The sequence below is a fragment of the Deinococcus sp. YIM 77859 genome (assembly GCF_000745175.1).
GTDB lineage: Bacteria > Deinococcota > Deinococci > Deinococcales > Deinococcaceae > Deinococcus.
Map to the genome: position 1 here is coordinate 1,247,420 of NZ_JQNI01000002.1, position 26,998 is coordinate 1,274,417.

The 26,998-nt window shown below is 68.2% G+C and carries 29 protein-coding genes; 18 read left to right on the forward strand and 11 right to left on the reverse strand.

Annotated elements, in window-relative coordinates; all coding sequences use genetic code 11:
• Positions 1-55: 55 nt before the first annotated feature.
• From EI73_RS06195 to EI73_RS06205, 3 genes are all read left to right on the forward strand, one after another.
• A complete protein-coding gene (locus EI73_RS06195; protein ID WP_034385170.1) occupies positions 56-820 on the forward strand; it encodes a hypothetical protein in 765 nt (254 codons plus the stop codon).
• Positions 817-1,905 (forward strand): enolase C-terminal domain-like protein, encoded by a 1,089-nt coding sequence (locus tag EI73_RS06200; protein ID WP_034385172.1) that lies wholly within the window; start codon positions 817-819, stop codon positions 1,903-1,905. The genes EI73_RS06195 and EI73_RS06200 overlap by 4 nt, the downstream gene beginning before the upstream one ends.
• 71 nt (positions 1,906-1,976) lie before the next feature.
• The gene (locus tag EI73_RS06205) at positions 1,977-2,252 is read left to right on the forward strand and encodes a hypothetical protein (RefSeq protein WP_034385174.1); all 276 of its coding nucleotides are present in this window, start codon (positions 1,977-1,979) and stop codon (positions 2,250-2,252) included.
• Positions 2,253-2,385: 133 nt separating this feature from the next.
• Here EI73_RS06205 and acnA read toward each other — a convergent pair whose 3' ends face one another.
• The gene (acnA, locus tag EI73_RS06210) at positions 2,386-5,106 is read right to left on the reverse strand and encodes an aconitate hydratase AcnA (protein WP_034385176.1); all 2,721 of its coding nucleotides are present in this window, start codon (positions 5,104-5,106) and stop codon (positions 2,386-2,388) included.
• Between the two features lie 136 nt (positions 5,107-5,242).
• Here acnA and EI73_RS06215 point away from each other — a divergent pair, with 136 nt between their 5' ends.
• Positions 5,243-6,067 carry a CoA transferase gene (locus tag EI73_RS06215; protein WP_034385178.1) on the forward strand — a complete coding sequence of 275 codons (825 nt, stop codon included), beginning with the start codon at positions 5,243-5,245 and terminating at the stop codon, positions 6,065-6,067.
• Between the two features lie 119 nt (positions 6,068-6,186).
• Complete coding sequence (locus EI73_RS06220; RefSeq protein WP_034385179.1) at positions 6,187-6,498, forward strand: hypothetical protein; 312 nt, start codon at positions 6,187-6,189, stop codon at positions 6,496-6,498.
• A gap of 37 nt (positions 6,499-6,535) precedes the next feature.
• On the opposite strand, the gene EI73_RS06225 is transcribed toward EI73_RS06220, so the two are convergent.
• The 4 genes from EI73_RS06225 to EI73_RS06240 form a co-directional block, all read right to left on the reverse strand.
• A complete protein-coding gene (locus EI73_RS06225; RefSeq protein ID WP_034385182.1) occupies positions 6,536-7,597 on the reverse strand; it encodes a type III polyketide synthase in 1,062 nt (353 codons plus the stop codon).
• A gap of 66 nt (positions 7,598-7,663) precedes the next feature.
• A complete protein-coding gene (locus EI73_RS06230) occupies positions 7,664-8,575 on the reverse strand; it encodes an aldo/keto reductase (protein WP_034387853.1) in 912 nt (303 codons plus the stop codon).
• An 82-nt stretch (positions 8,576-8,657) separates the two neighbouring features.
• Positions 8,658-9,440, reverse strand: a complete 783-nt coding sequence (locus EI73_RS06235) for a nitroreductase family protein (RefSeq protein WP_034387855.1) — start codon at positions 9,438-9,440, stop codon at positions 8,658-8,660.
• A gap of 134 nt (positions 9,441-9,574) precedes the next feature.
• Positions 9,575-9,937 carry a hypothetical protein gene (locus tag EI73_RS06240; RefSeq protein WP_231557297.1) on the reverse strand — a complete coding sequence of 121 codons (363 nt, stop codon included), beginning with the start codon at positions 9,935-9,937 and terminating at the stop codon, positions 9,575-9,577.
• Between EI73_RS06240 and EI73_RS06245 the strand changes: the two genes are divergently transcribed.
• The gene (locus EI73_RS06245) at positions 9,936-10,391 is read left to right on the forward strand and encodes a hypothetical protein (protein WP_034387857.1); all 456 of its coding nucleotides are present in this window, start codon (positions 9,936-9,938) and stop codon (positions 10,389-10,391) included. The genes EI73_RS06240 and EI73_RS06245 overlap by 2 nt on opposite strands.
• A gap of 52 nt (positions 10,392-10,443) precedes the next feature.
• Here the strand turns inward: EI73_RS06245 and ndk are convergent, their stop codons facing one another.
• On the reverse strand, positions 10,444-10,860 hold the full coding sequence (gene ndk, locus EI73_RS06250) for a nucleoside-diphosphate kinase (RefSeq protein WP_034385187.1): 417 nt from the start codon (positions 10,858-10,860) through the stop codon (positions 10,444-10,446).
• A gap of 74 nt (positions 10,861-10,934) precedes the next feature.
• Between ndk and EI73_RS06255 the strand changes: the two genes are divergently transcribed.
• Both EI73_RS06255 and EI73_RS06260 read left to right on the forward strand, forming a co-directional pair.
• Positions 10,935-12,926: an ABC transporter permease gene (locus EI73_RS06255; protein WP_034385189.1), complete on the forward strand. Its 1,992-nt coding sequence runs from the start codon at positions 10,935-10,937 to the stop codon at positions 12,924-12,926.
• The gene (locus tag EI73_RS06260) at positions 12,927-13,841 is read left to right on the forward strand and encodes an ABC transporter permease (protein ID WP_034385192.1); all 915 of its coding nucleotides are present in this window, start codon (positions 12,927-12,929) and stop codon (positions 13,839-13,841) included.
• A gap of 56 nt (positions 13,842-13,897) precedes the next feature.
• Here EI73_RS06260 and EI73_RS06265 read toward each other — a convergent pair whose 3' ends face one another.
• Complete coding sequence (locus tag EI73_RS06265) at positions 13,898-14,872, reverse strand: LysR family transcriptional regulator (RefSeq protein ID WP_051935433.1); 975 nt, start codon at positions 14,870-14,872, stop codon at positions 13,898-13,900.
• 130 nt (positions 14,873-15,002) lie between these two features.
• Between EI73_RS06265 and EI73_RS06270 the strand changes: the two genes are divergently transcribed.
• The 8 genes from EI73_RS06270 to EI73_RS06305 all read left to right on the forward strand — a co-directional run bounded on the left by EI73_RS06270 (position 15,003) and on the right by EI73_RS06305 (position 21,470).
• Complete coding sequence (locus EI73_RS06270) at positions 15,003-15,320, forward strand: hypothetical protein (protein ID WP_034385194.1); 318 nt, start codon at positions 15,003-15,005, stop codon at positions 15,318-15,320.
• Between the two features lie 41 nt (positions 15,321-15,361).
• The gene (locus tag EI73_RS06275) at positions 15,362-16,693 is read left to right on the forward strand and encodes a LysM peptidoglycan-binding domain-containing protein (RefSeq protein ID WP_231557298.1); all 1,332 of its coding nucleotides are present in this window, start codon (positions 15,362-15,364) and stop codon (positions 16,691-16,693) included.
• A gap of 75 nt (positions 16,694-16,768) precedes the next feature.
• A complete protein-coding gene (locus EI73_RS06280) occupies positions 16,769-17,059 on the forward strand; it encodes a ribosome-binding factor A (protein ID WP_034385196.1) in 291 nt (96 codons plus the stop codon).
• Positions 17,056-17,481, forward strand: a complete 426-nt coding sequence (locus tag EI73_RS06285; RefSeq protein ID WP_034385198.1) for a thioesterase family protein — start codon at positions 17,056-17,058, stop codon at positions 17,479-17,481. The genes EI73_RS06280 and EI73_RS06285 overlap by 4 nt, the downstream gene beginning before the upstream one ends.
• A gap of 55 nt (positions 17,482-17,536) precedes the next feature.
• A complete protein-coding gene (locus EI73_RS06290) occupies positions 17,537-18,013 on the forward strand; it encodes an NUDIX hydrolase (RefSeq protein WP_034385200.1) in 477 nt (158 codons plus the stop codon).
• 63 nt (positions 18,014-18,076) lie between these two features.
• Complete coding sequence (locus tag EI73_RS06295; protein WP_034385203.1) at positions 18,077-19,768, forward strand: sensor histidine kinase; 1,692 nt, start codon at positions 18,077-18,079, stop codon at positions 19,766-19,768.
• Positions 19,765-20,817 (forward strand): DUF4097 family beta strand repeat-containing protein, encoded by a 1,053-nt coding sequence (locus EI73_RS06300; protein WP_034385205.1) that lies wholly within the window; start codon positions 19,765-19,767, stop codon positions 20,815-20,817. The genes EI73_RS06295 and EI73_RS06300 overlap by 4 nt, the downstream gene beginning before the upstream one ends.
• Positions 20,814-21,470, forward strand: a complete 657-nt coding sequence (locus EI73_RS06305; protein WP_034385207.1) for a response regulator transcription factor — start codon at positions 20,814-20,816, stop codon at positions 21,468-21,470. The genes EI73_RS06300 and EI73_RS06305 overlap by 4 nt, the downstream gene beginning before the upstream one ends.
• Positions 21,471-21,481: 11 nt before the next feature.
• On the opposite strand, the gene EI73_RS06310 is transcribed toward EI73_RS06305, so the two are convergent.
• Genes EI73_RS06310 through EI73_RS06320 form a run of 3 tightly spaced genes read right to left on the reverse strand, consistent with a single transcriptional unit; the run spans position 21,482 to position 23,673 of the window.
• Positions 21,482-21,841 carry a tRNA-binding protein gene (locus EI73_RS06310; protein WP_034385209.1) on the reverse strand — a complete coding sequence of 120 codons (360 nt, stop codon included), beginning with the start codon at positions 21,839-21,841 and terminating at the stop codon, positions 21,482-21,484.
• A gap of 6 nt (positions 21,842-21,847) precedes the next feature.
• Entirely contained in the window at positions 21,848-22,594 is a 747-nt protein-coding gene (locus EI73_RS06315; RefSeq protein WP_034385211.1) for a chlorite dismutase family protein, read from the reverse strand.
• Positions 22,595-22,644: 50 nt separating this feature from the next.
• Complete coding sequence (locus EI73_RS06320) at positions 22,645-23,673, reverse strand: aldo/keto reductase (protein WP_034385213.1); 1,029 nt, start codon at positions 23,671-23,673, stop codon at positions 22,645-22,647.
• Positions 23,674-23,777: 104 nt separating this feature from the next.
• Between EI73_RS06320 and EI73_RS06325 the strand changes: the two genes are divergently transcribed.
• Positions 23,778-24,140 (forward strand): VOC family protein, encoded by a 363-nt coding sequence (locus EI73_RS06325; protein ID WP_034385215.1) that lies wholly within the window; start codon positions 23,778-23,780, stop codon positions 24,138-24,140.
• Between the two features lie 14 nt (positions 24,141-24,154).
• Here EI73_RS06325 and EI73_RS06330 read toward each other — a convergent pair whose 3' ends face one another.
• Complete coding sequence (locus tag EI73_RS06330; RefSeq protein ID WP_034385217.1) at positions 24,155-25,270, reverse strand: AI-2E family transporter; 1,116 nt, start codon at positions 25,268-25,270, stop codon at positions 24,155-24,157.
• A 184-nt stretch (positions 25,271-25,454) separates the two neighbouring features.
• Here EI73_RS06330 and cysS point away from each other — a divergent pair, with 184 nt between their 5' ends.
• Positions 25,455-26,933, forward strand: a complete 1,479-nt coding sequence (cysS, locus tag EI73_RS06335) for a cysteine--tRNA ligase (RefSeq protein WP_034385219.1) — start codon at positions 25,455-25,457, stop codon at positions 26,931-26,933.
• Positions 26,934-26,998 lie beyond the last annotated feature (65 nt).

Here is a 26,998-nt window from a genome sequence, read left to right on the forward strand (position 1 = left end):
GTTGACTGAACCTTACGTCAGCCTTAAGGCAGTCCTGCGCCCTACACTTCCGGGCATGGCCCTTCCCCACCTCCACACGTCTTCTCCCCAAACGCCGTATGAGCTTCCCCTGGCCCAGTTGCCGCTCACCGTGCTTGTCGGCGTGACCGGCGTGGGCAAAAGTACAGCCCTCGCGGCCCTGCGGGCGGCCGACCCGGGGGTGCGTGTCTTGCCCGACCGCCGCGCCCTCACCGACGAGGTGATGATCCTGCCGCGAGCGGGCCGCCCCGTCACCGACCGCGCCGAACGCTTTCGGCTGACCGCCCTTTACCGCGAGGAGCACCCCGGCGGCATGGCCCACGCGCTGGGCACCCTGAGTGCCGACACGCGCCACTGGGGCACGCAGCTCCTCTTTGACGGGCTGCGCGGACGGGAGGAGGTGGCGTACGCGGCGGAGCATTTTCCCGCCTGGCGCTTCGTGGCCCTGCTGGCCCCCGACGCGGTTCGTGTGCGCCGGTTGCTGGGCCGCGCCGACGCCTTTGACCGACTGGACCGGCCCAGCACGAGTTCCGACCTCCGGGCTGACCTCGCCGCCCTGCCCGGAGCCGCGCAGGTCTTTACAGCCAGCGAACTCAGTGGCCTTGCGGCACTGGAGGCGGAGGGCTTCGCACCCGAGGACATCCTCGCCAAGACCCGCATCGTCGTGACGGAGCGCCAGCACTACGACCCGGACGCAGCGGCGGCCTTCTTGCGCACCCTCCCGCCCCGGCGTGCGCTGATTCTGAACACGGTGGCCCTCTCGCCCGCAGAGGTGGCCGCCGCCATTCGGGAGTGGGCATGAGTGCGCCGCGAGTCGTGCGGGTCGAGGGTCTCCCCTACCGCCTGCCGCTGAAGGGAACCCTGGCCTGGGGGGCAAGCAGCGCCCTCCGTGCCGCCGAGCACGTACTCGTGCGGGTCACCCTGGACGACGGCACGGTCGGCACCGCAGAAGCCACCCCGCGCCCGACCATCTACGGCGAGACCTCCACGAGCGTCGTCGCCATCCTGCGGCACCTCGAAGCGGCGCTGACCGGGCTGGAGATCACCGACGAGGCCGCCTTAACCCAGGGGCGCAACAGCGTAGCGAACAACCACACGGCGCGGGGGGCACTGGACATGGCCCTGCACGACGCGCGTGCCCGAGCGCAGGGGCTCACGCTGTGGGACACGCTCCTTGGGACGAAGACGCGCGTACGGGTCAGTTTCATCCTGGGGATTGACACGCCCGCCGGGATGCTGGCAGAAGCCGAGCGGGTGGTCGGGGCGGGGGTGCGCTGCCTGAAGGTGAAGGTGGGCCGCGACCACACCCGTGACCTGCGCGTGCTTGCGGAGCTGCGCCGCACCTTTGGGGAGGCCGTGCAGCTCTATGCCGACAGCAACGAGACGCTGAGCCCCGAGCAGGCCCCTGCCGCCCTCGCCGCCATGCGCGACGCAGGGCTGACCTACGTGGAGGAGCCGCTCCCCGTGCGTCAGCTGCGTGCCCGCGCCGCCCTGCATGCCCGCGCCATCCTGCCCATCGTCGCGGACGATTCCTGCTTCACGCCCGCCGACCTCGACCGCGAGCTCGACTTTGATACCTTCGACATCCTGAATGTCAAAACCGCCCGCAACGGCTTTACCGACGGCCTGGGAATGCTCCGTACCGCTGCCGCGCACGGCAAGCGCGGTATGGTCGGCTCGCAGGCGAGCACCGGCCTGGGCACGCTGCACGCCGCCCTCCTCGCTACCCAGCCCGAGGTGAGCGAGCCGTGTGAGCTCAGCTTCGTGCTGAAACTGAAAGATGACCTGCTGAACCGGGACATCACCTTTCAGGACGGCTGGCTGGACGTAGCGGCCCTGCGGGGAGCCGAGCTGGACCCGGCAAAACTCGAACGGTACCGGTTGTGACGGCCGACCTTGGCCAAGCCTGTCTGGGCGACGGCACAATTGTCCCCCGCGCGCTCCCGTAAGAATGAGCCATGAGCCAAGAAATGCTCAACATCCTCGCTCTGCCGCTGCTGTTCAGCATGCTGGTCGGCACCTACGCCTACCTGCGGTTTCCGGCGCGGCGCCCCAACGTCCTGCTCACCGTGATCCTGTTCCAGCTGGTGGGCGGGTACGGCTACAGCGTTCAGCCGGGTGCCGCCCTCTTTGGCCTGCTCGCCGTGCACGCTCTGGTTGTGTTCGCCCTGCTGCTGCACGGCCTGCAAACCCCCAAGCGTGAACTCGCCCCCGAACGGGTCCGGCAAGAGTAGGAGCAGGAGGGGAGACGAGCGCGGCCCGGGTCCATCCCCGGGCCGCGTTGTCTGGTCGGCTTGACGACCACAAGCTTAAAGGCCCCCACCCAGCCACCGGGCGGGGGCCTTCTCCTGAGCCAGAGCGCTCGCCTTAGGCCTGCGCGCCGGCTTCCTGCCCACTGCGCTCGAGGATGGAGCGCAGCACCGTCTGGAGGATGCCGCCATTCTTGTAGTAGTCGATCTCGACGGGTGTGTCGATGCGGCACTGCAGGGTGACTTCGCGTACCGTGCCGTCCTGGCCGGTCACACGCAGGGTCACGTCCTGACGGGGCTTCAGGTCCTGGGGAAGAAGAATGTCAAAGGTCTCATCGCCCCGGATCCCTAGGCTGTCGGCCGTCTCGCCGTTCTTGAACTGCAGTGGCAGGACGCCCATGCCGACAAGGTTAGAACGGTGGATACGCTCGAAGCTCTCCGCGATGACGGCCTTGACCCCCAGCAGGAAGGTGCCCTTGGCCGCCCAGTCACGGCTGGAGCCCATGCCGTAGTCCTTGCCCGCAAAGACGAGCAGCGGGATGTTCTGCGCCTTGTAGTTCATCGCGGCGTCATAGATGCTCGTGACCTGGCCAGTGGTGAAGTCGGTGGTGAAGCCGCCCTCGGTGCCGGGCGCGAGCTGGTTCTTGAGGCGGATATTGGCAAAGGTGCCGCGCATCATCACCTCGTGCGCGCCGCGCCGCGAGCCGTAGGAGTTGAAGTCCTTTGGAGCAACGCCGTGCTCCATCAGGTACTTGCCCGCTGGAGTATCCGCCTTAAAGGAACCGGCGGGGCTGATGTGGTCGGTCGTGACCGAGTCACCGACTTTCACCAGCGCACGCGCCCCCTGAATAGAAGTGATCTCAGAGGGGCCACCCGCCAGGTTCTCGAAGAAGGGCGGGTTTTGGATGTAGGTGGAGTCGGGATTCCAGTCGTACAGATCGCCACCCGTCACCGGAATCGCGTTCCAACGCTCGTTACTCTTCTCGATCCCGTCATACACGCGCTTAAACATCTCGGCGTTGATCGCCTGGTCCATGATGGCCTGGATCTCAGCGCCCGTCGGCCACAGGTCGCGCAGGTACACGGGCTGGCCGTCCTTGTCTACAGCCAGGGGCTCATTCACGATGTCGTTGACCACCGTGCCCGCCAGAGCGTAGGCGACGACCAGGGGGGGCGAGGCGAGGTAGTTCGCCTTGATGTGCGGGTTCACGCGGCCCTCGAAGTTCCGGTTCCCCGAAAGCACGGAGGCGACGACCAGGTCCCCTTCCTGAATGGCCTGCACGACGGGTTCGGGCAGTGGCCCGGAGTTGCCGATGCAGGTCATGCAGCCGTACCCCACCGTGTTGAAGCCGATTTGATCGAGGTAGTCCTGCAACCCGGCGGCTTCGAGGTACTCGGTGACCACCCGGGAGCCGGGCGCCAGGCTGGTCTTGACCCAGGGCTTGGGCTTCAGGCCGCGCAGAACGGCCTTCTTCGCGACGAGCCCCGCCGCGATCAGCACGCTGGGGTTGGAGGTGTTCGTGCAGGAGGTGATGGAGGCGAGGGTCACCGCACCGTGTCCAATTTGAATATTGGTGCCGCCGATGGTGCCCCGGGCGTTGAGCTTCTCTGCAGGCAGCTCAAAGCCGCGCTGCTTGATGGGCGCCGTGAGGGCCTCGGCAAACACCGTGTGCATGTCCGTGAGGTTCACACGGTCCTGCGGGCGCTTGGGCCCGGCAAGGCTGGGCACGACGGTGGAGAGGTCGAGTTCGATGGTGTCGGTGAAGACGGGGTCGGGCGTCTCGTCGGTGCGGAACATGCCCTGCGCCTTGTAGTACATCTCCACCAACTCGATCTCGTCTTCCAGGCGACCGGTGCGGCGCAGGTAGCGCAGCGCCTCCTCATCCACCGGGAAAAAGCCCATCGTCGCGCCGTACTCGGGGGCCATATTGGCGATGGTCGCTCGGTCGGGCAGGGTCATGTTGGAAAGACCCGCACCGTAGAACTCGACGAATTTGCCCACCACGCCCTTTTCACGCAGCATCTGGGTGACGCGCAGCGCGAGGTCGGTAGCGGTCGCGCCCTCGGGCAGCGCACCCGTGATCTTAAAGCCGATCACTTCGGGCATCAGCATGTAGATGGGCTGGCCCAGCATGACGGCTTCTGCCTCGATGCCGCCCACTCCCCAGCCCACGATCCCCAAGCCGTTGATCATGGTGGTATGAGAATCGGTCCCGACGAGGGAGTCGGGGTACACGACCACGCCGTCATCCTCGGGGCGGCTCTGCACCCCCTTGGCGAGGTATTCCAGGTTCACCTGGTGCACGATGCCGCTGGCGGGGGGCACCACCCCGAAGTTGTCAAAGGCCTGCTGACCCCACCGGAGGAACTCGTAGCGCTCGCGGTTGCGCTCGAACTCCAGCTCCATGTTGTGTTGCAGCGCCAGCTCGGTGCCGAACTCATCCACCTGCACGGAGTGGTCGATCACCAGGTCAACAGGAATCAGCGGGTTGATCTTTTTGGGGTCGCCGCCCAGCTTCACCATCGCCGCGCGCATGGAGGCGAGGTCCACAACGGCGGGCACGCCGGTGAAGTCCTGCAGAATCACCCGAGCGGGCTTAAAGGGGATCTCGACTTCCTCATTCACGGGCTTCCAGTTCGCAACGGCCCGCACGTCCTCCTCGCGCACGTCATAGTTGTTGGCCTCGCGCAACACGCTTTCGAGCAGCACCTTGATGGAAAAAGGCAGGCGGCTGATGTCCGCGCCGGGGACCTGAAGCCTGTTCAGGTTGTAGTAGTACAGCTTCTGTCCAGCCTTGGTGGTGAGCACGTCGCGCGCACCGAACAGGTTCATCGCCATATCTGGGTTCCTCCTTGCCCGCGAAGCGGGATTGACGTGTTCATCATAAGCCGCCCCGCCCCTCAGCACCCCCGTTACTGTCCCAGGCACTGTGTTACCACTTTAGGAACAACAAAGATCAAGGCGAAGATGGTGTATGTCCGCACCTCTGTCTGGTCTCACGGTTCTCAGTCTTGCCCTGAATCTCCCTGGCCCGCTGGCGGTCGCGGCCCTGCGGGACGAGGGAGCCCGCCCCGTGAAAATCGAGCCACCCAGCGGGGATCCCCTCGCACGTCTCGCGCCCGAGTGGTACGCAGCGCTGACACGGGGGGTAGAGATCCACACGCTCGACCTCAAGACCCCGCAGGGGCAGCGGGAACTGCACGCCCTGCTCGCTGCCACGGACCTGCTGCTAACCAGCAGTCGCCCCGCCGCCCTCGCCCGGCTGGGGCTGGATGGCCACACCCTGGCGTCCAGCGCCCCGCAGCTCTGCCGGGTGCGGATTGTGGGTGACGCGCAGCGCCCGGAGGTGCCCGGGCATGACCTGACGTACCAGGCGGAGTCGGGGCTCCTGGACCCGAAACAGCCCGTCATGCCGCGCACCTTGATTGCCGACCTGCTCGGCGGGCAGACCGCGTACGCTGCGGCGCTCGCCCTGCTGCTGGGACGCGAGCGCGGCTCCCCGGAACGGGAACGGGTGGTCGGCCTGCGCCAAGCCGCTGCCCAAGCCGCCCTTCCCCTGGAGTACGGGGTCACCGCGCCGGGCGGCCTGCTGTCTGGCACACAGCCCACCTACCGCCTGTATGCCACGGCGGACGGCACCATCGCGGTGGCCGCGCTCGAGGCGCATTTCGCCCGGCGCTGGCAGGAACTCACCGGGCCGGATCCAGAGGCGGCGGTGCGTGCTCGGCCCAGCGCACACTGGCTGGCCCTGGCGCAGGACCATGACCTTCCGGTGAGCGCCGTGGCTGATCTTTTGTGACCTCGGGGGACAGCGGTCTTTAGGATTTCCCAACAGGGCCCCCTACCTCCTCTCCCCTTTCCGGCCTACGCTCTTGGTAAGCACACCCGAACCGCAGGCAGAAGACAGGGAGGCCCCAGATGAGTAATGGCACCGGCCCGCAGGACAACGTGCCCCAGGAGAGCATCAAGACCAACCCCAACTGGGACACGGGCGGCGAGAAGACCCCCAGTCAGGAACAGCAGGACCACCACTGGAACCAGGTCAGCGACGACCACCGGGACGCGGGGACAGAGACGCCGGTGACCGGCACTCCCAACCCTCCCGCCCCCAGCGTGCAGGGCGAACACGACCGTAACCCCAGCACCTACGGCGGACTCCAGGGGGGCCTTCCCGCGAGCGGCGCCACCACGGACCCAGACCGCACGGCGGACGGGGAAGCAAGCAGCTGACTCCGGGCGCAACCGGCCCGGCTCAAAGGAAAGCTCCTCACAGGCCAGGAAACCCAACGAGCACATGCTCGGCACTGAAGCCGGGCCCCATCGCGCTGAGAAGGCCGCGGCCCTGCGGGGAGGCACGCAGGGTCTCTTCCAACACGAACAGGACGGTCACACTGCTCATGTTCCCGTGCGCGGCAAGCACCCGGCGGCTCGCGTCCAGGGCACCGGGGGGCAGGTCAAGGGCGGCCTCGTAGGCGGCCAGCACCTTCACGCCGCCGGGATGAACGACAAAGGTGCCCACCTCTTCCAGCTGCCACCCGAACGCCGTGAGCGCCGCCTCGACGTTTTCCCGCATCATCGAGCGAACAAGCGTGGGAATGTCGCGGGAAAAGCGCACCTTGAGCCCCTCGTCCACCACGTCCCAACCCATGATGTCTTCAGAAGCCTCAATCAGGGTGGAGTAGCCGCCGTGCAGGGCGAGCAGGGGCGGCGGACCCGGCACGTCGGGAGCGGTGACCACCAGGGCGGCTCCCCCGTCAGAAAACAGCGCCGTCCCCACAAAGTTGCTCTTGGTTTCGTCACCCTTGACCAGCGTGACGCTACACAGCTCCACCGCCACGTACAGCACGCGGCGGTGCCCCGCGCGCACCAGGTCGGCCGCTCGCGCCAGACCCGCCGCGCCTCCCGCGCAGCCCAGGCCCCAGACCGGAAGCCGCGCCGCGTGCCGGTTGAGGCCCAGCGTCTCGATCAGGTAGGCGTCAAGGCTGGGCGCGCTGATGCCGCTGGTATTGACGAGAACGACCGCGTCCACGTCGGCAGGAGCCAGCTCAGCGCGTGCCAAGGCCTCACGCGCCAGGCGCAGGGTCAGGGCACGGGCCTCCTCCACAAAGACGGCGTTTTTCTCTCCAAACCCGCGTTCCTGCTCGTACCAGGGCAGGGGGCGGGCCAAGGCGCGCGTCTCGATATGGGCATTGTCGAACACGTCCAGCATGCGGGCGCGGGCGGCCAGACGCGGAAAGACCCGGCGGGCCACCTCGCGCACCTCCTGTTGCGGCACGCGGTAGGGCGGGTTCCCGGTCACCAGGGAACGCAGAACAGGGGCAGCGAGCATGCGGGCATTCTCTCGCCTCGTTGCCCACGCACCGTGCGGGAAGGCACGGTACGGCTGACTGTTCCTTTAGCCTTGGGAAGCGCGGCTGCGCGCCACCTGCTGCTGCCACTCCTCGCGGCCAAGCTCGTCGAGGCGGCGAAACTCCTCGTCGCTGAGCCGCAGGCCCGCCGCCGCCACATTCTCCTCCAGGTGCCGCACCTTTCCGGTCCCTGGAATGGGCAGCATCACCGGGCTGCGCTGCAGGACCCAGGCGAGCGCCACCTGCGAAGGCGTCACGCCCCGCCGCTGGGCGAGCTCCGCCAACACGCTCCCTTCTCCCGCCAGGCGACCCGCCGCGAGGGGGTACCAGGGCAGAAAGCCGATGCCCTCGCGAGCGCAGTAGTCGAGCACGTCTTCAGACTTGCGGTGCACCAGGTTGTAGAGGTTCTGAACAGTGGCGACGGGAAACACCTGCCGGGCCGCCTCGATCTCCTCGACGGTCACCTCGCTCAGTCCTGCAAAGCGAATCACGCCCCGGTCGAGCAGCTCGCGCACCGCCCCGAACTGCTCGTCGCGGGGCACCTGGGGGTCGATGCGGTGCAGTTGCCACAGATCGATGCGCTCGACCCCCAGGCGACGGCAAGACAGGTACGCCTGCTGAATCAGGTACTCGGGGCGCCCGCAGGGCAGCCAGACGTTGGGGCCGGTGCGGGTCAGGCCCGCCTTGGTGGCGATCACCACCGTGTCGTAGGGGTACAGCGCCTCGCGAATCAGCTCCTCGCTGACGGCAGGACCGTAGGAATCGGCGGTGTCGATCAGGTTGACGCCCAGTTCGGGCAGGCGGCGCAGGGTGGCCAGGGCCTCCTCGCGGTCTGCGGGCTCGCCCCACACGCCCTCGCCGGTCACGCGCATCGCGCCGTAGCCCAAACGGCTCACCGTGAGTTCTCCACCGATGCGAAAGGTGCCGCTCTGGGCAGCGTCTAGACTCATCTCGGTCATGTCTTCTCCTTCCGTTCGCATTCTGCCGCCCCAGGTGTGAGGGAAGGGGACGGTCTTGCCCACGCAGCCTTAAGCGTGCCCCTCAGGGCGCTTTCCTCTCGCTCTCCTCTTCAGGTACCTCGCACGTCTCGCGGCTCACGAACTGCGAAAGCCGCTTGCGGTGGCGGCTACTCCAGTCGATGGAGGGGCGTTTCTCCTCGCGGGGCAGGTAGCCCAGGCGGTAGACGGCCATCAGTTCCAGGTGATCCGGCACGCGCAGCAGTTCGCGAATGGCCTGCCACCGGTGGGGCAGCTCCATGGGCGTGCTGATGAACTGAATGCCCATCCCCAGCGCCCCGACGGCGTTCCAGATGTTTTCCATCGCCGCACCCAGCCCGAAGACGCTGTAAAAGGCGCTGAGTTCGCCCGGCCGGTACTCCTCCTTGTCGAGCAGGGCCGCGAGCAGCAGCGGGCTTCCGGCCACCAGCTTGCGGTTGTCTTCTCCCAGCTTTTTGGGCACGCCGAGTTGCCGCATCAGCCGCAAGCCCGCGTCGGAGAACACCTGACGGGTAAACGGCCGCAGCGGACCGGGCAGGTGGTCGATGTGGATGCCGTCACGCCGCTTATCCATCTCCGCCTCGCTGAAACGGAAGTAGCGGCGGTAGCGCTCGAAAAAGGCACCCGCCGCGATCAGCTCGGTCATGCTCTCGCCGGAGATGTCCGCCACCCGCTCGATGGTCGCTCGGTTCTCGATGAGCACAAAACGCCAGGGCTGGCTGTTGAAGTGGCTGGGGGCCGCCTGCGCCACCCGCATCAAGAGGTGCTGGTGCTCGCGGCTCACGGGGTCCGGGCGAAAAGGCCCATTGGTGGTGCGCCGGGCAAGCATCCCTTCGAACAGGTTGACCGCAGGCCAAGCCGCCGGGGTACGGGCCGCACCGGTCACGGAGGTAGACGAAGAAGCCATTGCCCCTAGGCTAGCGCGGCCGTACGGGGGCACCTGTCTGTGCCCGTACCGTTTTCCTACCAGGCCCCCCACAGCCCCAGACCGTAGGCCCCGGCGCAGGCCAGCGCCAGACGCCAGTGGTCTCCACGCCCGGGACGCGTTCGGGGCATCAGCAGCAGCAAACCCAGCGCGGGCAAGAGCGCCCAGCCCCGCGTACCCGCTCGCCAGCTCAACCCCGCCGAGAGCGCCGCACCCACGCAAACGGCAAAAAACAGCGCGTGGTGAAGTTCGCGCGCCACACTGCGCCCCCCGCCCAGTTGCAGGCTCAGGCCCAGCAGCAGCAGACCGAACAGCAGCGCCGCCGTGACCAGCAGGGCAAGGTGATGGGGAGACACGGCCACCATGCTGCCACAGGGCGGGGCGGCGTATGGTGCGGGCATGCAGCGCCTGTCCCTGACCCTCACGCTGGCTGCCCTGCTGGGTATCAGCGCCTGTGCGCCGAAAGCCGAACCGTCCCTGACCCGCCGCGTCCTCTTTACCGCCAGCGGCAGCTACGACGCGCAGGCAGACACCCGCGGGCGCGTGGGCGGCGGCCTGCGCCGCGTGATCTGGACCTCGCGCCCACCCCTCCCCGCTCGCAGCGTCACGGTGCAGTATGACGGCAACAACCGGACGCTCGCCTGGCAGCTGGAGGTGGTCGCCCCCCGCTTCACCGCAGCGGACCTCGCCGGAGACAACGCCCGCACCGTCAGCACCTCCCAGGGCAAGGCCCTGCGCCCCGCTGGAAACGCCCTCGGTGACGTGCTTCTTTTCTCGACCGCAGACGGCCTGCGCCTCCTCACCCGGGGGTACGCGGCCCAACAGGAACCGGAATTGCTGGAGGCGTTTCGGTAGGGAACAACAAGCAGGCCCCGGCCGGAGCCGCAGCCTGCTTCCTCCTTTCCCCTTAGGGCAACAGTTCGCCTTCTCCAAAAAACAGGCCCAACTCGCGCGCCGCGCTCTCGGGGCTGTCACTGCCGTGGGTGACATTCTCACCGGTGGTGGTGGCAAAGTCGGCGCGGATGGTGCCGGGAGCGGCGTTCGCGGGGTTGGTGGCCCCCATCATGGCGCGCCAGCCCGCGATGGCATTGGGACCCTCCAGGGCGATGGCGACGACGGGACCACCCGTGATGAAGTCCACCAGCTCGCCGAAGAAGGGGCGCTCGCGGTGTTCGGCGTAGTGCCGCTCGGCCAGCTCGCGGGAGATCAGCATCTGCTTGAGGCCGACGATGCGGTAGCCTTTTTTCTGGATACGGGCGAGAATCTCGGGCGTCAGGCCGCGGCGCACGCCGTCGGGCTTGATCATGGCAAAGGTGCGTTCCATACCGCCCGCGAGGATAGCAGGGCTGGGGGCGAGGACATGCAGGTGAGGCGCTTGCCGCCCCGTACAATGCCCCTGTGACAACTCTTTCCGACTCTCGCCCCTCGCCGACGGCGGCCAGGATTGCGCTGATCGCCAGCGCCGTCGCGGCGGCGGGCCTGCTGCTGTTCCCGCTGGCCACGCTGGGACGTGACTTCAACGCGGGTGGGGTGCTCCTGCACCTCAGCGGCTCGGTTCTTAACCTCAGTGCCACCCGTGAGGTGCCGCTGCCCCCCACCGGGACCGTGCTCGCCCTGGGCTGGGCCACGCTGGTGCTCACGCTGGCCAGCGTCTGGGGGGCTTTGCGCCGGACCCGCTGGTTCTGGCTCACCGGCCTCCTGGCCAGTGCAGCGGGGATCGCGGCCGTGCTCTTCCTGAGCGCGGACCTGGGCGCCGAGGCCGCGCGCGTGGCGACCGACACGTCCCTGCGGCCGGGATTCCGGCGACAACTGCGCAACTTCTACGGGGGAGGCGGCATGAACCTGGGCCTTTTCCTGCCCATTCTCGCCGGGCTGATCACGGCGGGCGCGGGGTTGAGTGCGCGGCCCACGTGGTGGGAACGCCTCAACCGCCTGCGCGGTCTGCTGGTGCCCACCGTCGCCATTGGTCTGGCGGTGCTGGTGGGAGCAGCCGTGGTGCTCATCGTGCAGCCCGCCGTCAATGGCAGCGGCACCCCGCTCTCCCCCTGGAGCACCTGGCTCGCCAAGAGTGACCTGGTGTACTTCGTCTATTCGACGCTGTTTGCGCCCCTCACGGCACTCAACCCCTTCCTGGACAGCCTCAAGCTCGCGACGCCGCTCATCTTTACGGGGCTTGCGGTGGCCTTTGCCTTTCGCGCTGGGCTCTTTAATATCGGCGCGCCGGGACAGCTCACGCTGGGCGCGATCGGCGCGATGCTGGTCGGCGTGTACGGCCCGGCCTCGCTGGGCTGGCTGCTGCTGCCCCTCTCGGTGCTTGCGGCGGGGCTGGGCGGTGCCCTGTGGGGCGCGATTCCGGGCCTCCTCAAGGCCCGCTTCGGCTCCAGCGAGGTCATCAACACGATCATGCTGAACTACATCGCCTCGGCGATCTTTATCTTCATGATCGGCAGCGAGACGTTCCCGTTTCTGGGCCGCGAGTATAGCCTCCCCTTCAAGGCAGAAGGCTTTGAACCCGCGAGCGAGGAGTTGCAGGCCCCGGCGCGGCTTCCCACGCTGCTTGACCTCTTCAATGTCGGCCAAAACGGCACGGTGGCCCTGACGCTCGCGCCGCTGCTCGCGCTTGCCGCCTTCTTCGTCCTGCGCCTCGCACTGCGCCGGGTGCGGCTGGGCACCGTGATCGCGCTTGGGGGAGCCTTGGCGCTGGGGCTGCTGACCTGGCGGATCGGCGTGCCGGTCGATGTGGTGGGCAGCCAGCTCAACGCCTCGTTCTTGATCGCGCTCGCCTGTGTGGTTCTGTTTGGGGTGCTGATGTGGCGCACGGCCACCGGGTACGCCCTCCGAGCGGTGGGCCTCTCGCCCCGCGCCGCCGAGTACGGCGGGATTAGCGTGGCCAAAAACACGGTTCTGGCGATGACCCTGGCGGGCATGTTCGCGGGCCTGGCGGGCACCCACTACGTCAACGGCGGCGCGCTGGACGAGTACCGCCTGAAGGGCAACATGCCCGTCAGCGTGGGCTTTGACGGGATTGCGGTGGCGCTGATGGGCCAGAACACACCGGCGGGCGTGGTGGCCGCGAGCGTGCTCTTTGGCACCATCGATACGGGTGGCGTTGAAGTTCAGCAGAAACTCAACAACGTGGACCGCAACATCGTGACGGTTCTCAAGGCGCTGATCGTGCTGTTTATCGCGGCGGGGGGCTTCCTCAGCCGCCGGGTGACCGATCCCCCGCCCCCGCAACTCGTGCGGGCCGCAGACGCGACCGGCACAGCCGAAACGGGGCGCCTTAGCCCCGCAGCCGCCGAGGCCGAGCGCGCCACCCCCAACCCCAATGTCAGCCGCAGCAGCGAAGTCAGTGCCAGGGTCGAAGAGGCCCGGAAAGGCAGCAAGTAAATGGACGGGCTCTTCACCCAACTCCTGACGACCGCCTTCCTAGCGACCTTTGTCCGCAGCGTGGTCCCGCTGCTGCTCACCGGACTGGGCGGCCTCTTTTCCGAACGCAGCGGCGTGGTGAATATCGCGCTCGACGGCCTGATCATCTTTGGCGCGCTTGCGGGAGCGGTCGTGACCTATACCCTTGACCCCACGCTGGGGGCGCTGGCCCCTTGGGTGGGCTGGCTGGTCGGCGCGCTGGTCGGCGGGCTGATCGCCTGGATTCACGCAGTCGTAAGCATCAAGTACCGAGCCGACCAGGTCATCAGCGGTACGGCCATCAACCTGCTCGCCACGGGGGTGCCCCCGGTTATCCTGACGGCGCTGTACGGCACGAGCACGGAAAGCCCCAAGGTGGCTCATCCCCTCCCGCTTTGGGGAGTGGGCGAGCTGCGCTTCAGCCCGCCGGTGTTCTTTGCGTTTGTGATGGTGCTCGTCGCGTGGTATGTGCTGTACCGCACGCCCTACGGCCTGCGCCTGCGCGCGACCGGCGAGCACCCCGGTGCGGCGGCCAGCATGGGTGTGAACGTGCCCCGCATGCGCTACAGCGGCGTCATCCTTTCGGGCCTGCTCGCCGGTACCGCGGGTGTCTTTCTCTCGATCGGTAACCTCGACTCCTACGTGCGCAACATCAGCGCGGGGCTGGGCTTTATCGCGCTTGCCGCGCTGATCTTCGGGCAGTGGAAGCCGCTGGGGGTACTGGGGGCCACCGTGCTCTTCGGCTTTCTGCAGGCGGTCAGCATCACGCTGGGCGGCACCGACCTGCTGCCTCCCACGCTCGTTACCGCACTGCCGTACCTCATCACCATCATCGCCCTGATCTTCACCGGCCGCAGCGCCGCGCCCCGCGCGCTCGGTAAGCCCTTCGAGGGCTAAAGCGCCTGGCTGTGAGCAGGTCAGCGCCGAGCTGGCCTGCTTTTTTTGCCGCAAGATCAGTTGGGCGCTGTCGGCAGAGGCAGGCGGGACGCAATTGCCCGGGCCTCTGCGGTCCCGCTTGGCATCCCCAACTTCCCGACGGTTTCCAGCACGGTGCTGTTAAAGGCCCGCAGCAGCGGCAGAGCGGCCCGGTGCGGCAGCACGGCCAGCGCAAGCGGCCGGGTGAGGGGTTCGGGAAGCGGCAGCGCGACCAAGCCGGGTGGAAGGGGCAGCAGGGCCAGCCGCGGCATCACCGTGATCCCGAGGCCGTGCCCCACCATGGAAAGCGTCACGCTGTCTTGCTCGACCTCCATCACCTGGGTGAGCGGCACGCCGCGCGCGGCGAGGTAGGCCCGCACCCGCTGGTAACAGGGATCACGCTGCGGAGGCAAGATCAGCGGCTGCGCGGCCAGCTCGCCCCAGGTGACAGGGGACTCGCCACGAGCAGCGGGGGCAACAAACAGGTATTCGTCGGGCGGAAGGGGCAGCAGGCGCAGATCCGCCGCGGCCTCACTGACGATCAGACCCACATCTACGCGACCTGCACGAACAGCCTGAATTCCGCCCCCTGACGCCTCCGAATCCAGCACCGTGACCGTCACCCCTGGATGGCGAGCACGGAAGCTGGCCAGAGCGGGCGGCAACAGGTGGGTGGCCGTCGAACGCAGGGACGTCACCCGGAGCGTGCCGCACAGGGAGGCCTCCTCCTGGGCCGCCAGCAGCACGTCGGCCGCCGCCTGGACCGCCCTTCGGGCGTGGGCCAGCACCCGCGCCCCCGCTTCTGTGGGCACCGTTCCGGCAGGCGTTCGCCGCAGCAGCGGACGGCCGGCCAGCGCCTCCAGCCGCGCGACTGCCTCACTCAGCGAGGACTGAGACACACCCAGCTCCGCCGCCGCCTCCCCAAACCCTCCGGCCTCCACCACGGCGACCAGCGCCCGGAGCTGCGCCAGGGAGGGAACCGGGGCCGGGGAGGGCAAGGAGCGGTCAGCCACGGTTCTGATTGTAGTTCCGCAGCGAAAAGACGCCATCGGCTGGCCCGATGCCCGGACCAAGACACACACCGTGGGGCCGATGTCCTGCGCGGCCCTCCCCGGCGCACCCTAAAGCCGAGGAGGTTTCACCATGACCTGCGTCCCCTTCCCCCAGATGCCCGCCTTCTCCCTGTCCACCCCGCAGGGCACCGCCGTCTTCGGTCACCTTCTGGTAGAGGTCGTGACGCCGGACGGCCGGGTGACCGCTCCGCTGCTTCCCGACTGGGAGCTGCGCGCCTGGCCGGTCGCCCGCCTCGGGGACGCCACCCTGGAAGCTCGGCCCCGCCGCCCGCACCTGGGTGCCGAGGACCTTGCCGCCGACCTGTGCCGCGCCGGGTACCTGCCGCTTGGTCCTCTTCGTGCCACACGCGCGGGGCGCTCCTCGTTTCCCAGCTCGGTCCCCACATAAATCCGCGCGTCAGCTTCGCTTCATCTGTGTGACGGGCTCCTATGCTCCCCTGGGCAGCGATGGTTCGCCGCGCCGCCCTGCTCACGCTGCTCCTTTTTCCCCTGCTGGCCAGCTCCTCCGCGCTCGCGGCAAGCGGCACGGTCACTGTGAAGAAGGGAGATACGCTCTATAGCATCGCGCGGCGCAGCGGCACCAGCGTCGAAGAGCTCAGGGCGCTTAACGGCCTAAAGGGCCACCTGATCCGGCCCGGCCAGACGCTGCGCGTGAGGGGCGGCGCGCCCACCCCGCCCAAGGGGAGCGTGTACACCGTGCGGTCCGGCGACACGCTGGGCAAGATCGCGGCGCGCGCCGGGGTGAGCCTGGCCGCGCTGCGTGCCGCGAACGGGATCACGGGCAGCCTGATTCGGCCTGGCCAGCGCCTGCGGGTTCCGCCCCGCGGAACGGGAACGGCGAAGGCGGCAGCCCGGCCCACCACCGAGGTGCGGATCATCCACGGGTACGTGCGCGTAGGGCCGCGCGAGACGCTGGACACCCTGGCCCGCCGGTACCGCACGACGCCCGACCAGCTCGCTCGGCTCAATGGCCTCGGTCGCCGGGAACGGCGCCTGTACGTCGGTCAGCGCCTGCTGGTGCCCCGGCGGGTTCCGGTGCCCATTCCGCCGCCACCCGTCGCTGCTCCCCTCACCGTCCAGCGCCTCAAGCCGCTGAATATCCCCGTTCAGGTCGTGCGGGTAGACCTGCGCCACCGCGACGTGTTGGTGACCCCGGTGCTGCCCCGCGCCGGGCTGGGCGTAGGCGCGCGCGTCAGCCGCCTCGCGCAGCAGAGCGGTGCCCAAGCCGTGATCAACGGCAGCTACTTTCATCCACGCTCCTACGCGCCTGCGGGCGACCTGGTGGTACAGGGCCGCCTGCTCGCCTGGGGCCGCATCCCCGCAGCCTTGGCGATCACGCCGGATAACCGCGCGACCATCACGGTGAGCACCACGCCGCTGCTGGGCCGTCCGCTGAACGCCACCTGGCGCGGCATGGAAACCGTCATCGCCACCGGGCCGCGTATCCTGCGGGGGGGAGCGGTGGTGCGGCAGTACGCGAGCGCCTTTCGTGACCCCGCCGTCTTTGGCCGGGCCGCACGCAGCGCCGTCGGCCTGAAAAGCAACCGTGACCTGGTCTTTGTGACCACCCATGCCAAACTCACGACCACAGAAATGGGCAAGGTGATGGCCAGGCTGGGCCTGCAAGAGGCCCTGCTGCTGGACGGCGGCAGCAGCGCCGGGATCGCCTGGAAGGGCCGGGCCGTGCTCGACAGTGTTCGTAGCGTCGCGTACGGCATCGGGGTGTTCACGGGGTACAAGGGGCGGCGGTACGCGCGCTAGGGCAGCCGGGTCACCCACGCATCTGCCTTACCATGCCTCCATGGCAGCTTTTTTTTCCCAGGCCCGGAGCGCCGCATGAAGCCCGCCCAGGTGGAAGCGCAGCTCTCGCGCGTGCTCGCGGGGGCCATCGCGGACCTGCGGGACCCGCGGGTCCCCCTGATTGTGACGGTGGAGCGCGTGACCGTCACGCCTGACTACGGGCTCGCGCGCGTGTACGTGAGCGCGATGGACGCGGACATGCCCGCCCTCCTTGACGCCCTGACGCACGCGCGGGGGCACCTGCAACGGGAGGTCGCCGCGCACATGCGGCTCCGGCGCACACCGACCCTAGAATTTCGCGCGGCGAATGAGCGGGGCATGCTGTGACGGCGGGCCTCGAAAGCCGCAGCACGCTGCGGGTGCGCTACGCCGAGACGGACGCGATGGGCGTGGTTCACCACGCCACCTACCCGGTGTGGTTCGAGGTGGGCCGCAGCGACCTGATGCGTGACCTGGGTCTCCCCTACGCGGAGGTCGAGGCGCGGGGCTACTACCTGATGCTCTCCGGCCTGAACGTGGAGTACCGCCGCGCCGCCCGCTATGACGACCTCCTCACCCTGGTCACGCGTGTGGCGAGCGTTCGCTCACGCACCCTGACCTTCCGCTACGAGGTCTGGCGCGGCCTCCCAGAAGGGGGAGACCTGCTCGCCACCGGTGAGACGCGCCACATCGCCACCGACCGGAGTTATCGCCCGGCGCGCCTGCCGGAGGACGTGCTCAGGGCGCTTCAGGGCGCAGGCCAGGGCTGACCTGCGGTGCGGTCCACACCCATTCCTGTCGCCTGGCCGCTAGACTGCCCCTCACATGAGTCATCTGTCGCGCACCCTGCCCATCAAGCGCGCCGCGCATGTCTACCTCGTCCGGGGCGAGGAACTGTTGCTTGTCGAGGAGCGCATGGATGACGGCAGCATCTTTTACGGCCTGCCGGGCGGCAAGGCCAACGCCGGTGAGAGCCTGGCTGACGCGGCCGTGCGTCAGGTCAAGGTCGAGACGGGCCTCACCGTGACCGACCTGCAATTCGTGAGCCTGCTGGAGGGCGAGATGCTGACGGGCACCCGCAACGAGTGCTACGCCAACTTCGCGCGCTTTACCGCCCACTTTCACGGTGACCTCGACCCGACCGATCCCGAGGTCGTCGGCGTGAAGTGGGTGCCCTTTGCCCAGGTGGAGGCCCTGATCCGCTACGGCCCGCCCCCCGAGTGCGAGGAAAGGAATCCGCTGATCTGGGTGCCCACGCGCGACTTTCTGCACGGTGAGGCCCGCACCTACTACCCCATCTAGGGCCTTTCCACCTTCCCCCTTTGGGCGGACGCCCCGCTTTCCCGCAGGCCCTACCCTGCGGGCATGATGAACGTGATGAGCACCTCGCCGCCGGAACAGGGACGCCGGGAAGGGCCGCTGGCCGACCTGCTGGCGGCGCGCACGTACCGCACGGCGCTGTACGTGGGGCTGGCGCTGCCGCTGGGCGCGCTCGTGTTCGGCCTGCTGGTGGGCGGAGCGCTCGCGGGCGTGCTGACGCTGCCGCTGCTCGTGGGGGCACTGCTGCTGCTGGGAACCCTGTGGCTGGTGCCCGCGCTGGCGGAAGTCCAGCGGTACGTGGCGGGCCTGCTGGGCGTACGCTTTGCGCCCCGCTTCCCCCCTCCCGCCTACGCGGGCGTGCTGCCGTGGCTGCGGGCGACCCTGGCGGACGGGGCAACGTACCGCGCGCTGATGTTCCACCTGGTGCAGTTTCCGCTCGCCGTGGTGTGCTGGCTGGTCCTGGGCGGGCTGCTGGCCGCGTGCCTCGCGGCTCTCGCCGCCCCGTGGTGGGCGAACACACTTCCCGTGACCTGGCAGGGCGGGCGGGTGGCGCTGACCACCCTTGGCCAGCTGGGGCTGATGCTGGCAGGACTGGGGGGCTTGCTGGTCACGGCGGGCGTCTTGAATCTGCTGGGGCGGGTGTGGGCCTGGCTGGCCTACGCGCTGCTGGCGGGCGGAGCGGACGAGGGCAGCGCGCGGCGCGAGGTCGTGGCGCTGCGCCGCGCGGCGGGGCGAGTCGCGCTGGGAGACGACCTAGGGGCGACCCTCGCGGACCTGGCCGGACAGGCACAAACCGCGAGCACGGCGCTCGCCGTGGCCCTGACCACCCCCGACGGGACCCTGCGGGCCCGCAGCGGCCCGGAACACCCCGCCCTCTGCGGACCCACGGGGTCCCCCCCGGCGGGCGGCGCGGACGTGCGGTACGTGGCGGGGGGCGGCACGTTGGTGACACTCCCCGTGGTGGCAGGCGGGGCAGACGGCGGAACACTGCGGGCCCTGTACGCGCCGGGCCGTCACCCGCCCGCTGAGGAGCTCGCCTTTCTGCTCTCCATCGCCGACCATGCGGGCACGGCCCTCCACGCCGCCGAGCTCATTCGCCGGGCGGGCGAGCGCGCCGGCGAGCAGGAGCGGGCGCGGCTGGCCCGCGAACTGCATGACAGTGTCGCGCAGGCGCTCTACGGCATCACCCTGGGCGCCAAAACCGCCCGCGCCGCTCTGGGCCGCGACCCTGAAAAAACGCGCGCCAGCCTGGACTACACCATTCGGCTGGCCGAGGGCGGCGTCAGCGAGATGAAGGCCCTGCTCTTTAGCCTGCGGCCCGACGCGCTCGAGGAAGGCGGCTTGGTCGCGGCCCTGGCGCAGAATGCACATGCCCTGGAAGCCCGGCACGGCCTCACGGTTCACGCCGACCTCCACCGCGAGCCCGCCCTCTCCCCGTCGGGGCAGGCCGCTGCCTACCGGGTGGCACAGGAGGCCCTTCACAACGTGGTCAAGCACGCCCGCGCCTCCCAGGTATGGCTGAGTGTGACGGAGGAGGATGGCCGGGTGACCGTGACGATTCGTGACGACGGTCAAGGCTTCGACCCGCGTGCCCGGCCGAGCGGCACGCTGGGGCAGCGGTCCATGCGCGAGCGGGCCCAGGATGCGGGGGGCACCCTCACCGTGCAGAGCAGGCCAGGCGGGGGAACCACCGTCACGCTGACCCTGCCCGCCGCAGCCGCAGAGGTGCGGGCATGATCACGGCCGAACGCACGCCGCCCCAGGCGCTCGCGCCGGTCCTGGCCCGCATCGCCCTGGGGCTGGGGGTGGTGGCCGTGGGGACCGGGCTGGCCTGGTCAGGACTGCGCGTGAGCCCTACGCCCGGCCTCGACGCGGTACAGACTCCCCTCGCCCTTTCGCGAGAGGGCGCGGCAGCCCTGAGCGTACGGCTGGAGGGTGACCGCACGGACCTCGCCGTCGCGGGGCTTCCCTGGCCGGGGCGCGAGGCGCTGAAGGGCGCGGCGCTGCACCGGAAACGCAATCCCTTAGAAGTTCGAACGGCCCGCGAGGGTGACAGCCTGAACGTGGAGCTGCGCCTCAACGTCCGGCCTCTGGAGGAAGGAAAGGTGCGCCTGGGACCGCCGTCCCTTCAGCACCGGCTCAACCTTGAGCTCACGCGGGGAGTGCCGGTCACCCTCACGACCGACACGCAGAGCGGCGACACGCGGCTCGACCTGCACGCGCTGCGGATCCGTGCCTTAAACGTCCGAAGCGGGTTTGGGGACGTCGTCGCAACCCTGCCCGAGCGGCAAAGCGGCCCCCTCACCTTTGTCACGCTGAGCGGCGACGTGAAGCTGCGCGCTTCTGGCAGCTGGCGTGCTCCGTCCCTGCGCGTCAATACCGAGAGCGGCGACGTGACCCTCGACCTGGGGCGCGCCCGCGCCGAAGCGCTCAACATCGGCACCCGCAGTGGCGACGTGACCGGCACCCTGCCCCGCGCCGACCATCAGAGTGTGACGAGCGGCAGCGGTGACCTCACGCTGGCCCTGCCCGCAGGCGCCGCCGGTACCCTCGACCTGCGTTCGGAGGGGGGCAAGGTCGCCCTCCGCCTGCCCCCCGGTGTGCGGGCGCGGGTGCGCTTTACGGACCGCACCGCCCTCCGCCTGCCCTCCGGTCTCGTGCAGCAGGGCAATGCGGCCGCCACCAGCCGCGAAGCGCTGAATGACCCTGACCTTGACCTCTTCGTGGACGCGCCCGCCCTCACCTTGACGCGGCGCGAGCCGCCCACGCCCGAAGGAGCACCATGACGGACCCCCTTCCCCTGCACCCTGTCCGCGTCCTGCTGGTGGACGACCATGCCGTCGTTCGGCAGGGCCTGCGCCTTTTCTTGAGCCTGGATCCCCTGATCGAGGTTGTCGGTGAGGCCGCCAACGGCGAGGAAGCCCTCGCCCAGGCCGGGCGCCTGCGCCCCGACGTGGTCGTGATGGACCTGATGATGCCCGTGATGGACGGCATCCAGGCCACCCGCGCCATTCGCCGCACCTTGCCCGACACCGAGGTCATCGCCCTGACGAGCACCCTGGAGGAACACAAGGTGAACGGCGCGATCGACGCCGGGGCGATGGGCTACATGCTCAAGGACGCTTCGTCCGACACCCTTGCCGAGGCCATCCACGCCGCCGCGCGGGGAGAAGTGCGGCTGCACCCGGAAGCCGCCCGCCGCCTGGTGCGCGACTTCCGCACACCAGACATGCGCGAGAGCCTGACGCCCAAGGAGGTGATCGTCCTGCAACTGATCGCGCGGGGCTACTCCAACCGCGACATCGCCGCCGACCAGAACGTCACCGAGGCGACCGTGAAGACGCACGTGAGCCGCCTCCTGAGCAAGCTGGGGCTAGAAAGCCGCACCCAGGCGGCGCTGTACGCGCTGCGCCACGGACTGGCGACCCTGGAGGAGTAGGGCTGACGATCTTAGAACACCTTGCTGCCGAGCTTCGCCTCCCGCGCGGGCGTCAGGAACGTCGCCTCGCCGCTGGCCGCGCCCGGCAGTTGCACACCGAGAATCAGCACCTCGCTCAGCACGTCCCCCACCCGCCGCGGCTCGAAATTCAAGACGCCCACCACCTGCCGCCCCAGCAACTCTTCGGGCGGATGCTGGGTAAAGCGCCCCACGCTCACCCGCCGGCCGTACCGCCCGAAATCCACCGTCAGGCGGTAGGCCGGGCGCGGCGCACTGGGCTCCGGCACGACCTCCACCACCCGGCCAAGGCGAATGTCCAGACGGGCCAGCGTCTCCTCGTAGGGGACCGTTCCTTTGAGTTCCGTCGCCATACGACCTCAACCCAAGTCGTCCAGCACGCCGGTGAGTTCCTTTTTCACGCAGGTGAACATCGGCGTGTCCCGCAGCGTGTAGTTGCTCGCCTCGGTGTAGCGCAGGCGGTGAACGAGGTCCACGAACTCCTGCGGGTAGTCGGAGTCGAAAGACACCACGAACTCCTGATCGTCGATGCCGTAGGAGTACGAGGTGTTGATCCGAACGCCCTTGAAGGGACCGGACGCGTAGATATGCTCGTCCATCATGCCCTGGCGCGAGTGCGGGGTGAGGTCATACCACGCCCGCGTTTTCACGAAGGGGTAGATGAAGAGAAACTTGCCCTGCCCCGGCAGGATTTCCAGCCCGTGCCCGCTCCCCTCGATGCGGTTGACGTACTGGCTGCGCTTCTGCATGGAGATGAAGTTGTAGGGCTGGGTGAGGTACCCCATCAAGCGGGTGCGGTTGAGCCGGGCCTGCGCCTCCTGAAAGTCGCGCACGTCAAAGGCGATGCGCCACAGCATGAAGTCCACGTCCCCCCGCACGCCCACCAGCGAGTAGCTGCGCTGGATGATGCCCTTTTCGGCGGGAGCGTCCGCGACCCAACCTTCTGCCGCTGCGAGAAACTCGGCCTTGACCTCCTCCCGTTCGCCCTGCGGAAGCCGCCGAAAGGCGGGGTCGAGCTTGTAGAAGGCATAGTTCAAAAACTGCCGCTGGGCGCGGTCGGGCTCCTTTTGTGTGACCTGACCGCTGGGATCGAGGTCCACCATCATCTTGGGACGCCCTCGGGAGCTGGGCGGCGTCTCCGCTGGCGGCTGGCCGCTCATCCTGCCACCGCCTGACCGCGCAGGTCGGTCTCCAGGCCGAAGTTGGCGCGGTAGAGGTCCTGAATGGCGCCGTATTCCGCGTCCGTCAGAGGCGCGGCGTCAAAGGTCCGCACGTATTCCTCCAGCCCCTTCTCGTCGTAGATGTTGGGGAGCACACTCGCCATCGCGGGGGAACGCAGCGCGAACTGAATGGCGAGCTGGCCGATCGTGCGGCCGCGGCCCGTCACAACCTCGCGCTGCAGCTGCTCGACCTTCTTGAGGCCGTCCTCCATCCAGGCTTTGCGGCGAGCATTGGTGGTCATGCGCCAGTTGCGGTGGTCGCCCGGTTCGAACTGGGTGTCGAGGGTCATGTAGCCCTCCAGCAGCCCAGACGCGTGCGGCACACGCGCCATGACGCCTACGCCCTCCGCCTCCGCGACAGGAAGGATCTGCTCGCCCAGCACCTGCTCCAGCAGGTTGTAGATGATCTGGGTGGGCGCGCGGCGCAGGCGCAGGCTCTCGAGGCCCTCCTCGATCTGCCGCTCGTTGAGGGCCGGGCCAAGGGCGGTGCCGTAGGCGCGGATCAGCCCTTCCTGCCTGAGGTTTTCCAGCTCAGCCCACAGATCGTCCTTGCGAATGGCGTCGAGACGGGGGTTATGCAGCTGGTAGTAGTCGATGTAATCGGTCCCCAGGCGCCTCAGAGACCCTTCCAGCGCCTTGCGGAGGTACTCGGGCGTCCAGTCGTGCGGGCGCTCCTGCTGGCCCGGCCGTTCGGGGTGGTTGTAGATGTCGTAGCCGAACTTGGAGCCGATCACGATCCGGTCACGCACGTCTCCCAGAGCGCGGCGCTGGAGTTCCTCCGCCCGGCCCGAGGCGTAGGTATCCGCATTGTCGAAGAAGGTGATGCCCAGGTCAAAGGCGCGGCGCAGCAGGCGCAGGGCCATGGCCTCATCCTTCACGCCCCACCAGGTCGTGCCCACCGTCCAGACACCGAAGCCGACCGCGCTGAGGGTCAGGTCCGTACCGAGGAGTTTGCGGTATTCCATACTGCCTACTATTCCACCCCTCCCGAGGGACAATGCACCCCGACCGGACGGTCAGGCAGAAGTCAAGACGCTCGAGGAAGAGCCTTGACGCTACCCTCTCCCTCATGCTGAAACATGTGTCCTTTCTGACGAGCGACCTGCGAGCTGTCCTCGCCTTCTACACCCGGCTGGGCGGCGTGGTGGAAAAGGAACAGAGGACCCCGGAGGGATTGTACAGGGGCGTGGTCCGGCTGGGCGAAGGCCGCCTTCAGTTCTTTGAACTTCCCGGCGAGACGCCCGCAGCACACGCCCACTGGGCAGAGCACGTCGCCCTGCACGTCTCCGACCTTCGCGCCCTCCTGCCCCAGTTGCGTGCCTCGGGCACCGTGATCACCCGTGATCTTCAGGCCAGCCCCGGCGGCCGGGAGATGGCCTTTGTCCTCGACCCCGACGGACGGCAGGTGGAGCTGCTGGGCGAGCCACTCTAGAGGCTGGGCCGGGGTCAAGGGCCGTCGGTGTACACCCGACTGGGGTAGTAATACTTTTCCAGCAGCAGCTTGCCCAGCGCCACCGCGGGCACGGCGAGCAGCGCGCCCACAAAACCCAGCAGGGACGCGCCGACCAGAATGGCGAGCAGCACCGTGACCGGGTGCAGATCGGTCGTCTTGCTGAGGATGTAGGGGCTTAAGAAGTTGCCCTCGATCTGGTTGGCGGCCACAAAAACCACGACAACAAGCAGCATCTTGACCCAGCCGAAGGGCAGGGCCAGCAGCAGGGCGGGCGTCGCGCCGATGATGGGGCCCAGATACGGGACGATATTAAAGGCGCCCGCCAGAAAACCGATGGCTGCCGCGCTGGGCACGCCGATCAGGGTCAGCCCCAACCACACAAACACCCCGATGAACGCGGCGATCAAGAGTTGACCCCGCACGTAGCCGCCGACCGACGTTTCAACCAGCCCGGTCAGTTCGAGCACGCGCGGCTGCCAGGGCCGGGGAAAGGCGTGAAGCAGCGCCGCATTCACCCGGCTGTAGTCGAGCATCAGGTAGATACTCAGCAGCAGGATCAGCACCACCTGACCGAGGATTCCACCGAGGGAGACCAGGCTACTCAGGATCGTGCCGGTCGAGCTCAGCAGGTTTTGCAACAGGGGGACGAGGTTTTGTCCCAGGTCCTGTAAGGAGTTCTGAAGGGCTTCGGTCAGCCGCACCCGCACGTTCTCGGTGCCGGGAACCCCGTGCGTGCCGAGCCAGCCAAAGACGCTGTCGAGCAGATCGTTCAGTCGGCCGATCTGGGCAGGCAGGCCCGTGATCAAGGCGATGAGCTGGGTCGAGACCGTCACGACCAACGCGGCCGCCAGCCCGAAGATCCCCAGGAACAGCAGCAGCACGAAAAAGACACCCAGACCGCGCTTGACCCGTCCACGTTCCAGCCAGCTCAGCATCGGGTTGGCGAGGTAGGCGATCAGGTACGCTACCGCAAACACCACCACCACGGTCCTGAGGTGGCCCAGCAGCCGGTACAGCGTGTAGAACAGCAGCAGGAACACAGCCACGCGCACCCAGGGGCTGCGCCACACGTACTGAAAGGCATTGGGAGCTTTCGGGGGCGAGATCACCCGGTCATCATACGGAGCGCCGAGCGGGAACGCGTTGAAGGCGCCTTATGTTCTCTCCCCAGCTTTGCTAGAGTGGCGGCATGACCCGGTGTTGCCTTCCCTCGCGGTAAGCAGCGCCCACGCCCTGCCGCCGCGCCCTCCTTGTTGTGGCGCGGCGGCTCTTTTTGTTTCCCCAGGAGGCTCCATGACCCTACCCCCTTCATCCACTCGCCAACCTGATCCCGAGATCTACCTGTACGACACGATGCAGCGCCAAAAGGTCCGCTTTGTGCCCAGCGTGCCCGGCCGTGTGGGCATGTACCTCTGCGGGCCGACGGTGTACAGCGACGCGCACCTGGGCCACGCGAAAAAAGAAGTCGCCTTTGACGTTATCCGCCGCACACTGCTGCATTTCGGCTACCAGGTGCGGTACGTGACCAACGTGACCGATGTGGGCCACCTCCAGAACGACGCGGACGAGGGCGAAGACAAGCTTCAGGCCCGGGCCCGACTGGAGCAGCTCGAACCGATGGAGGTGGCCGACAAGTACTTCTGGTCCTTTGTGAGCGACATGGACGCCCTGAATGTGCTGAAGCCCTCGATCAACCCCCGCGCGACCGGGCACATCCCCGAGCAGATCGCCCTGATTGAAGAGCTGATCGCGCGGGGCCACGCCTACGAGTCCAATGGCAGCGTGTACTTCGACGTGCGGTCCTGGCCGGAATACGGCAAGCTCTCGGGCCGCCGGCTGGACGACCAGGAGGAAGGCACCCGCGAGGCGGTGCGCGAGGAAAAACGCGACCCCCGCGACTTCGCCCTGTGGAAAAAGGCCGAGCCCGGCCACCTGATGCGCTGGGACTCTCCCTGGAGCGTGGGCTTTCCCGGGTGGCACATCGAGTGCAGCGCGATGAGCCTGAAGTACCTGGGAGAAGGCTTTGACATCCACGGCGGCGGCCTGGACCTTCAGTTTCCACACCACGAGGCGGAGATCGCGCAGGCAGAGGCAGCGGGGCACCCCTTCGCCCGCTACTGGCTCCATAACAACATGGTGACCGTCAACGGCGAGAAGATGAGCAAAAGCAAGGGCAACTTCACGACCCTGAAAGAGCTCTTCGCTCAGCATGACCCCATGGTGGTCCGCTTCCTGCTTGTCAGCAGCCATTACCGCTCGGTCACCGAGTTCAGTGACGCGGCTTTTGAGAGCGCCCGCAGCGGGTACCGCCGCCTTACCGAGGCGCTGCACGAGGTCGAGCGCCGTCTGCCTGCCGCCCCCGAGCGCGACGACCCGGCCCTACGTGCCAAGATCGCCACCCACGTGGCGGAGTTCGAAAACGCCCTGCGCGACGACTTTAACACGCCCCGCGCGGTCGCGGCCCTCTTTGGCCTCACCACGGACGTCAACGCGGCCCTCAACGCGGGGGAGGTGGGCCGTGAGGCCCTGACAGCGGCCCGCGACGCCTACCGTACGCTGGGGGGAGACGTCCTGGGGCTTTTTGCAAAAAGCGCGGCAGAACGGCAGGATGACACGCCACTGGTGAGCGCCCTGATGGACCTTGTGCTTCAGGCGCGGCAGCACTACCGCCTCAACAAGCAGTACGCCCAGGCCGACGCCCTGCGCGATACCCTGGCCCAGGTCGGCGTGACCGTCGAGGATACCCGGGAAGGGCCGCGCTGGCGGCGCTGAGGCGCGTGTCAGAAAGCTGTGATAGCGGCGGCTTATCCTGTCTTTCGAGCGGTGACTTTAACCCT

Bases quoted from the DNA above. Each gene is read 5' to 3' on its own strand.
- EI73_RS06195 (WP_034385170.1), top strand. From the start codon at position 56: ATGGCCCTTCCCCACCTCCACACGTCTTCTCCCCAAACGCCGTATGAG.
- EI73_RS06200 (WP_034385172.1), top strand. From the start codon at position 817: ATGAGTGCGCCGCGAGTCGTGCGGGTCGAGGGTCTCCCCTACCGCCTG.
- EI73_RS06205 (WP_034385174.1), top strand. From the start codon at position 1,977: ATGAGCCAAGAAATGCTCAACATCCTCGCTCTGCCGCTGCTGTTCAGC.
- acnA (WP_034385176.1), bottom strand. From the start codon at position 5,106: ATGGCGATGAACCTGTTCGGTGCGCGCGACGTGCTCACCACCAAGGCT.
- EI73_RS06215 (WP_034385178.1), top strand. From the start codon at position 5,243: ATGTCCGCACCTCTGTCTGGTCTCACGGTTCTCAGTCTTGCCCTGAAT.
- EI73_RS06220 (WP_034385179.1), top strand. From the start codon at position 6,187: ATGAGTAATGGCACCGGCCCGCAGGACAACGTGCCCCAGGAGAGCATC.
- EI73_RS06225 (WP_034385182.1), bottom strand. From the start codon at position 7,597: ATGCTCGCTGCCCCTGTTCTGCGTTCCCTGGTGACCGGGAACCCGCCC.
- EI73_RS06230 (WP_034387853.1), bottom strand. From the start codon at position 8,575: ATGACCGAGATGAGTCTAGACGCTGCCCAGAGCGGCACCTTTCGCATC.
- EI73_RS06235 (WP_034387855.1), bottom strand. From the start codon at position 9,440: ATGCTTGCCCGGCGCACCACCAATGGGCCTTTTCGCCCGGACCCCGTG.
- EI73_RS06245 (WP_034387857.1), top strand. From the start codon at position 9,936: ATGCAGCGCCTGTCCCTGACCCTCACGCTGGCTGCCCTGCTGGGTATC.
- EI73_RS06240 (WP_231557297.1), bottom strand. From the start codon at position 9,937: ATGCCCGCACCATACGCCGCCCCGCCCTGTGGCAGCATGGTGGCCGTG.
- ndk (WP_034385187.1), bottom strand. From the start codon at position 10,860: ATGGAACGCACCTTTGCCATGATCAAGCCCGACGGCGTGCGCCGCGGC.
- EI73_RS06260 (WP_034385192.1), top strand. From the start codon at position 12,927: ATGGACGGGCTCTTCACCCAACTCCTGACGACCGCCTTCCTAGCGACC.
- EI73_RS06270 (WP_034385194.1), top strand. From the start codon at position 15,003: ATGACCTGCGTCCCCTTCCCCCAGATGCCCGCCTTCTCCCTGTCCACC.
- EI73_RS06275 (WP_231557298.1), top strand. From the start codon at position 15,362: ATGCTCCCCTGGGCAGCGATGGTTCGCCGCGCCGCCCTGCTCACGCTG.
- EI73_RS06280 (WP_034385196.1), top strand. From the start codon at position 16,769: ATGAAGCCCGCCCAGGTGGAAGCGCAGCTCTCGCGCGTGCTCGCGGGG.
- EI73_RS06290 (WP_034385200.1), top strand. From the start codon at position 17,537: ATGAGTCATCTGTCGCGCACCCTGCCCATCAAGCGCGCCGCGCATGTC.
- EI73_RS06295 (WP_034385203.1), top strand. From the start codon at position 18,077: ATGATGAACGTGATGAGCACCTCGCCGCCGGAACAGGGACGCCGGGAA.
- EI73_RS06300 (WP_034385205.1), top strand. From the start codon at position 19,765: ATGATCACGGCCGAACGCACGCCGCCCCAGGCGCTCGCGCCGGTCCTG.
- EI73_RS06305 (WP_034385207.1), top strand. From the start codon at position 20,814: ATGACGGACCCCCTTCCCCTGCACCCTGTCCGCGTCCTGCTGGTGGAC.
- EI73_RS06310 (WP_034385209.1), bottom strand. From the start codon at position 21,841: ATGGCGACGGAACTCAAAGGAACGGTCCCCTACGAGGAGACGCTGGCC.
- EI73_RS06315 (WP_034385211.1), bottom strand. From the start codon at position 22,594: ATGATGGTGGACCTCGATCCCAGCGGTCAGGTCACACAAAAGGAGCCC.
- EI73_RS06320 (WP_034385213.1), bottom strand. From the start codon at position 23,673: ATGGAATACCGCAAACTCCTCGGTACGGACCTGACCCTCAGCGCGGTC.
- EI73_RS06325 (WP_034385215.1), top strand. From the start codon at position 23,778: ATGCTGAAACATGTGTCCTTTCTGACGAGCGACCTGCGAGCTGTCCTC.
- cysS (WP_034385219.1), top strand. From the start codon at position 25,455: ATGACCCTACCCCCTTCATCCACTCGCCAACCTGATCCCGAGATCTAC.